The organism is Gammaproteobacteria bacterium, assembly GCA_022450155.1.
Classification (GTDB): Bacteria; Pseudomonadota; Gammaproteobacteria; order Arenicellales; family UBA868; genus REDSEA-S09-B13.
The window spans coordinates 1-5,574 of record JAKUQR010000051.1 but is presented as its reverse complement, the minus strand read 5'-3'; the positions used below and the strand labels follow the sequence as shown (position 1 = coordinate 5,574).

Sequence of the window (5,574 nt, the reverse complement as noted above, 5' to 3'; positions counted from 1 at the left end):
AAAAGACACTGGAAGGATTTCCGCATGTAGTAATACTCAGCAACATTAAGGAAAATAGTGAAGCGATTGGTCATCAGCCTGCCAAAGATATTGAGTGGCATTTTGACGGTAGTGGCGTGGAAACAAAACACCTGGCTACCTGCCTTTATGGCGTTGAGATACCCAAACAGGGTGGTGACACTTTATTTGCGAATGGTTACCTGTCCCTTAATGCACTACCTCCTGCGTTGTCCAAACAGGTCAAGAGTTTAAGTATCACGTATTCGCGGCTTTACCTATATGAGAGGTTGGGGTATGCCAAAAAATTGTCTACCGAAGAACTAGCACAATTCTCGGATGTGACTAAACCTTTAGTTGTAACGCATCCCGTAACCCAACGAGAAGCATTGGTATTTAGTATTGAAGAATGCAAGTGTATAGATGGAATGAATGAGTCACAAAGTTATGAATTCCTTAGTCAGTTGCTGGAATTTATTACAGCCGAAAATCAGATTTATCGACATCAGTGGAGCGTTGGTGATTTATTGGTGTGGGACAATCGCTGCATGATGCATACCCCAACCGAATACAATTACGCCACTCAAAGACGACGACTCCATCGTGTTATCGGACTGGAGCCCGGTTAGTTTTACCAGCGACTTTTGAAACATTTAGATGTATTGGTCGGTTGCACGCGCCAGTAATCTGAGCCTTTACGGTTTGCCCAACCCCACAGAGAATAAACGTCTCTGAACCACCCTCATCAATGAGTTGGCTTCCTGTCTGGCAGTATTGTCGTTAGCAGGCAGGGGTTGGAATCGTGGAATCTAGTTAGATAGGGGCTTTAGTTCAGCATCTGGGGAATCTTCTTTAAACCAGATTCCTGATCTGGTAACCTTGATTTGCTACAAATTCATCGATTCAACAGCAAATGAAGGAGGAGAGAAGATGACCACGGGCATTCACAAGATCGATTTTTCATCGCCCGACGAGGTACGCGCTCCGGAAAAGACCACCATGGAGATTGTCAACGTCGGTTCGACCAAGGTCGCGCGCCTGACCGCACAGCCCGGCTGGGTCTGGTCGGAGTGTATTGCCCCGGTGGTTGGCACCGACAGCTGCCAGGCGCACCATCTGGGAGTGGTCCAATCGGGCCAGTTACTGGTGCAACACGAAGACGGTAGCGAAGCCACATTGAATCCCGGCGACGTCTATGAATGTAAGCCGGGTCATCAAGCCCGAGTCGTGGGCGATGAACCTTGCGTGATGATTGAATTCGACAGTCAAACAGCGGAGACCTATGCCCAGGATTGACGATTGTGTCCAGTCCTGAAACTACTTGAAGACGTCGACCAGTCACGTTTCCCAGGCATGGTACTAAAGTTGTGTAAAATATCCAAGAAGTTCACTCATGACCACATTAAGACAATCTGAGACGACGTGGGCCTGCATAATAAGAAAGAGCTCTGTGGTTCCATGAGGAGATGAAAGAGAGGCTATGAAGAGGAGCGTTATTCCAGCCAGTGAGGGTCGCGCTCACCGGGTTCCCAAGGGAGCGCGTTTACGCATTACCACTCCGAAAGGGGCGCAGGCGGCTGATTTTTTTGCCTACAACGCTGAGACCGTCAGCGAATGGCTATCACCGATGCACACCTGGGTACTGAATCGCAGCGTCAAACCACGCGAGGGGCAGTTCCTGATCAGTCGGTTTCGACGGCCAATGCTGACGTTCACCGAGGACGGCGCTGGTGGTGTGCATGACATGATGCTCGCTGCCTGCGATCAGTTCCGTTACGAGCAGTACGGCCACAAAGGACACCACCCAAGTTGCGCTGAGAACCTGCAAATCTCCATGCGTCGTGAGGGCTATGAGATTGACGTGGTGCCGCAGCCTATCAATTTCTTCACCAATACCTTCATAGATGCCGAGTCAGTACTGATCTCACCGCCCAACCCGGTGCCTCCCGGGGCCTATGTGGAACTGGAGGCGCTCATGGACCTGATCTGTGTCGTTTCGTCGTGCCCGTTCGATCTCGCGATACCTGATTGGTTGATCAATTCAGAAGGTGGGGTGACCGAACTGATCGTCGAGGTGAAGGACTGACCGCTGGGCAAAGGGTGCCAGGAGAATTGGTGGAGCCGAGGGCAACCATATTCGTCTATAAAACATCGACTTATCGGATGTTTATGGAATAGAGACATGGAGTTACCACCAAAGTTACCGTCGAAAGTCCTGGCTTCAGTTGGCCGGTATTGGACGAATTCGAATAGCGGCACACATCTTAGATTAAGATTTAGGTGTTGGCCTAGTAAACCGATGGTGGCTCATCGAGTTGCCACGGACGGTTTAGTTACGTGCGGGAGAAAGGATCTGGTGGTGAGATTGGGATAATCATTCCCAACATCCCACTAGAACTGTAAACCTTCCTGCCTTGTCAGCAAAATCAGGCAGTTCAAGCTTTTGCGTTGATTCTGCTTTTTCAAATGAGACGTTATTGGTGGCTGTTTTGTTATTACCCAGTCCTCTGTTTTCTTTTCATACAAGCCTTAGCTGAGGCCACAGAGGACAAAGGCGGTTCATTTCACGACAACGTCGTGGAAGAAGAATAACAACTAAGTGGCCTCAGACTCTGAAGCAGTTGTCTTCATGGCTTCCGGTTGCTTTTCCTCATGGTAAAGATGAACATCTCGCTGCGGAAACGGGATGCTGATGTCGTACTCGTCTAATCGTTGCTTGGCCTGCTTGGTCAGGTCGAACCGCAAGGACCAGTAGTTTTCCCGGTTGGTCCAGCAACGCAGGTTGATGTTGACCGAGCTATCGGCTAACTCTTTTACCATAACTTGATGGGCGGGATCATCGAGAATCCGTTCATCATTCTGCAGGAGTTCGCTCAGGACCTTCAGCGTCTTGTCAATATCGTCGGTGTAACTAATGCCAATCACGAGATTCAGTCGGCGGGTCGGCAGTCGCGAGTAGTTCAGGATCGCGGCGGAGGCAAGCTGCGAGTTCGGTACCATCAGATAGATACCGTCCCAGGTTTGAAGCTCCGTCGAAAAGAGGCCGATTTCTCGCACGGTCCCCGCTATGCTACCGGCGTCAATGCTCTCGCCGACCCTGAATGGTCTTAGGAAATGCAGCAGCATACCGGCGGCGATATTTGCCAACGTGCCTTGCAGGGCTAGGCCCACAGCCAGGCCGGCGGCACCGAGCACAGCGATGATGCTCGTTGTCTGGATGCCAAACTGGGCAAATACAGCGATCATCACCAGGACCAGGATAGCGTAGCGCACCAGATTGGTGACGAAAGAGCGTAGGGTCGCATCTACCCTGTCAATACGCTTCAACACCTTACCGGTGTGCTTTTCTATCCATCCAGCCACTACCCATCCGGCAATGAGCAACAGCAATGCGCCTACGATATCCAGAGCGTAATCGGTAATGAGCACAATTAGTTGATTGGCTATACTGAAAACTTCGTCTTCCATGTCATTTGCTCCATATATGGCTTGTCAGTTTCGTTGCAGAAACTAGGGATTATCAGACTAGCATGAACTACCCACTGGTCACTGTGAAGTATTGGGGCATCTTCCAAGACTCCTCTTGGGATGGCCTGGTCAAAGTGAAGCTTTGATTAACAGGTTTCATCCCATCAGTACTACTCCCAACACCCCACTAATACCATAAGCCTCTTAGCTTTTTCGTTGTTTTGAGACCCGCCGCGCTCTTCGGAGACGGCGTTTCCGTCTATTCCAAGCCGAGTAGGTTACGACGCTGACCACCACCGCCACCCCGATCATAAACAAGATCAGATAGACGATCTCACCCCCGAAGTCCGGCTTTGCTTGGTGATTTGCCAGTGCCACCGGCATCTCATCTACGGCGTATAACATAGCGCCACCGACCACAACGATCAGTGATTTCAGCCTCATTGGTTGCCGCACTGGTCTGTGAATTCCCTTGCTAGTTGGTCAAGCCTGTCGTTAGCATGACTCAGGATTGACTCCCCATCCCCGACCAGGAGGATATTGAAATCAAGGGCCAACAACGCCGCCACGTTCCGCCTAAGAAGTATAGGGTCGTCGATGACCCGTTCCGGCAACAGCCCACAACGGCCAGCGGGATGGCCGATAACAACGTCCCCGACGATTAGAATTTGTCGTTTTCGCCAATACAACGCTACTTCGCCCAGTGATTTTCCCGCCACATCGATGACCTCCAGTGGCCCGAAATTTTCGCCAACGGTTATCTCGCCATCCAGCACAGTTGCTTGGCGTCTGGCATGGTCGGCGTCTGCCCGGTGAATCAGGGTCCGGGCACCGGTCCGGGTCCGGATGAGGTTGGCAGCCCGGGAATGATTCCGGTTGGTCAGCAGAATGTGGCTCACACCCTTGTTGATGATTGTCGCCAGTTCTTCCTCCCCTGGTGGCACGGGATCGATGCAGATATTGCCGGCGGGATCAAGGATCAGATGACCGTTGAATTCGTATCCGTGTGGTTCCGAAAACCACGACCAGGTGAAAATGTCGGGGACGATTTCTCGCATACTAAGTACCGGTGGAGTCAACAGGGACGTTGCAAGTAACCGGATCCGTGCATACTACCACCCCGTGGCGGCGGCGAAGCGAGACCGCAGGAACAGGCGGCGGAATATGTAGACGTGTTTCTTAATCGATGTTCTCCTGCCTACTTTGTATCTACTTAGGTTTTTTCGGTTTCTTTCCAGGAATTTCTTTCTTTACTTTCCATTTGTTCCATTCCCCCGTGAACTTATCACTTTTGTCACCCAAAACTAAATCGTGGGTCTTTTTATAGTCTGGACCAAACTCACCCATACTTTTGCCAGTTCGTACTGGTCTACTCAAGTGATTTGGGTCTCTACCTTTCATTTATTTTCTCGATTTGCAATCATTGTGGTTAGCATTCACATCGGTACCGTTGACGCTCCACAATCATTTCATCTACCTGTTCCAGGTATTTTGCCATGTGTTCCGAAATCCAATGTGACTCTAGTGCCTCATCGTTTTCGTAGACCTCGACCAGAACAACATGATTTTCTGTTTCAGTCGATACCATCACATCGAACCGTAGACAACCCGATTCAATCTGTTGACTGTTAGCACCGTGTGTACGCGCCAGGTTAAGAAACTCAGAAAATGATTCGGGTTTTATATCAAGATGAACAATGAGGGCAGTGTGTGTCATCAGTATCACTCCTTTCCAAATTAAGCCAGTTAAGCGTTATCTCGCTATCTTAAACTCAAACAACAGTGTTGTTAATTAAACAAAATGAGGTCCTGAAATTCAGGCTTTAATAACTACAAAACGTCTAGGAACCCCGCCGCTGTGCGAAACAGATATTCCTGTTGATCTGCAGATCAGAAGGGGGTAGGGTGGCTCTAACAAAGTTAAACAACAATGTAGCACTGAATAGCAGAATTCCTAATTGTGGCCCTTTTCCAGACCCGCGCTTGTTGGGAGTAATCTGGGCGAGATATTTCTCCAGACCTTATCCCAGCTGGCTAAAAGGAAATTCCATGCACATCGAACTGCGCGATCAGTGTTTTGACCCGTGGGCCGAGGTCACAGCATTTCGT

9 protein-coding genes are annotated in these 5,574 nt (G+C 49.9%); 4 read left to right on the top strand and 5 right to left on the bottom strand.

Annotation, left to right across the window (positions count from 1 at the left end; translation table 11 throughout):
* The 3 genes from MK323_14895 to MK323_14885 form a co-directional block, all read left to right on the top strand.
* The coding region (locus MK323_14895) for a TauD/TfdA family dioxygenase (GenBank protein MCH2483432.1) at positions 1-626 on the top strand (626 nt) is incomplete at its 5' end.
* Between the two features lie 301 nt (positions 627-927).
* Positions 928-1,293: a cupin domain-containing protein gene (locus MK323_14890; protein ID MCH2483431.1), complete on the top strand. Its 366-nt coding sequence runs from the start codon at positions 928-930 to the stop codon at positions 1,291-1,293.
* Between the two features lie 184 nt (positions 1,294-1,477).
* Positions 1,478-2,083: an urea carboxylase-associated family protein gene (locus MK323_14885; protein ID MCH2483430.1), complete on the top strand. Its 606-nt coding sequence runs from the start codon at positions 1,478-1,480 to the stop codon at positions 2,081-2,083.
* A gap of 509 nt (positions 2,084-2,592) precedes the next feature.
* On the opposite strand, the gene MK323_14880 is transcribed toward MK323_14885, so the two are convergent.
* The 5 genes from MK323_14880 to MK323_14860 all read right to left on the bottom strand — a co-directional run bounded on the left by MK323_14880 (position 2,593) and on the right by MK323_14860 (position 5,182).
* Positions 2,593-3,465 (bottom strand): mechanosensitive ion channel, encoded by an 873-nt coding sequence (locus MK323_14880; protein ID MCH2483429.1) that lies wholly within the window; start codon positions 3,463-3,465, stop codon positions 2,593-2,595.
* A 204-nt stretch (positions 3,466-3,669) separates the two neighbouring features.
* Complete coding sequence (locus tag MK323_14875; protein ID MCH2483428.1) at positions 3,670-3,909, bottom strand: hypothetical protein; 240 nt, start codon at positions 3,907-3,909, stop codon at positions 3,670-3,672.
* Positions 3,906-4,523: a hypothetical protein gene (locus tag MK323_14870; protein MCH2483427.1), complete on the bottom strand. Its 618-nt coding sequence runs from the start codon at positions 4,521-4,523 to the stop codon at positions 3,906-3,908. Before MK323_14870 ends, MK323_14875 begins: the two co-directional genes overlap by 4 nt.
* Positions 4,524-4,674: 151 nt before the next feature.
* The gene (locus tag MK323_14865; GenBank protein MCH2483426.1) at positions 4,675-4,866 is read right to left on the bottom strand and encodes a hypothetical protein; all 192 of its coding nucleotides are present in this window, start codon (positions 4,864-4,866) and stop codon (positions 4,675-4,677) included.
* 28 nt (positions 4,867-4,894) lie between these two features.
* Positions 4,895-5,182, bottom strand: coding sequence for an antibiotic biosynthesis monooxygenase (locus MK323_14860; protein ID MCH2483425.1), 288 nt, complete (start codon positions 5,180-5,182; stop codon positions 4,895-4,897).
* 188 nt (positions 5,183-5,370) lie between these two features.
* On the opposite strand from MK323_14860, the gene MK323_14855 reads away from it, so the two are divergent.
* Positions 5,371-5,574 (top strand): hypothetical protein (locus MK323_14855; protein MCH2483424.1); only part of this gene is annotated, 204 nt, incomplete at its 3' end.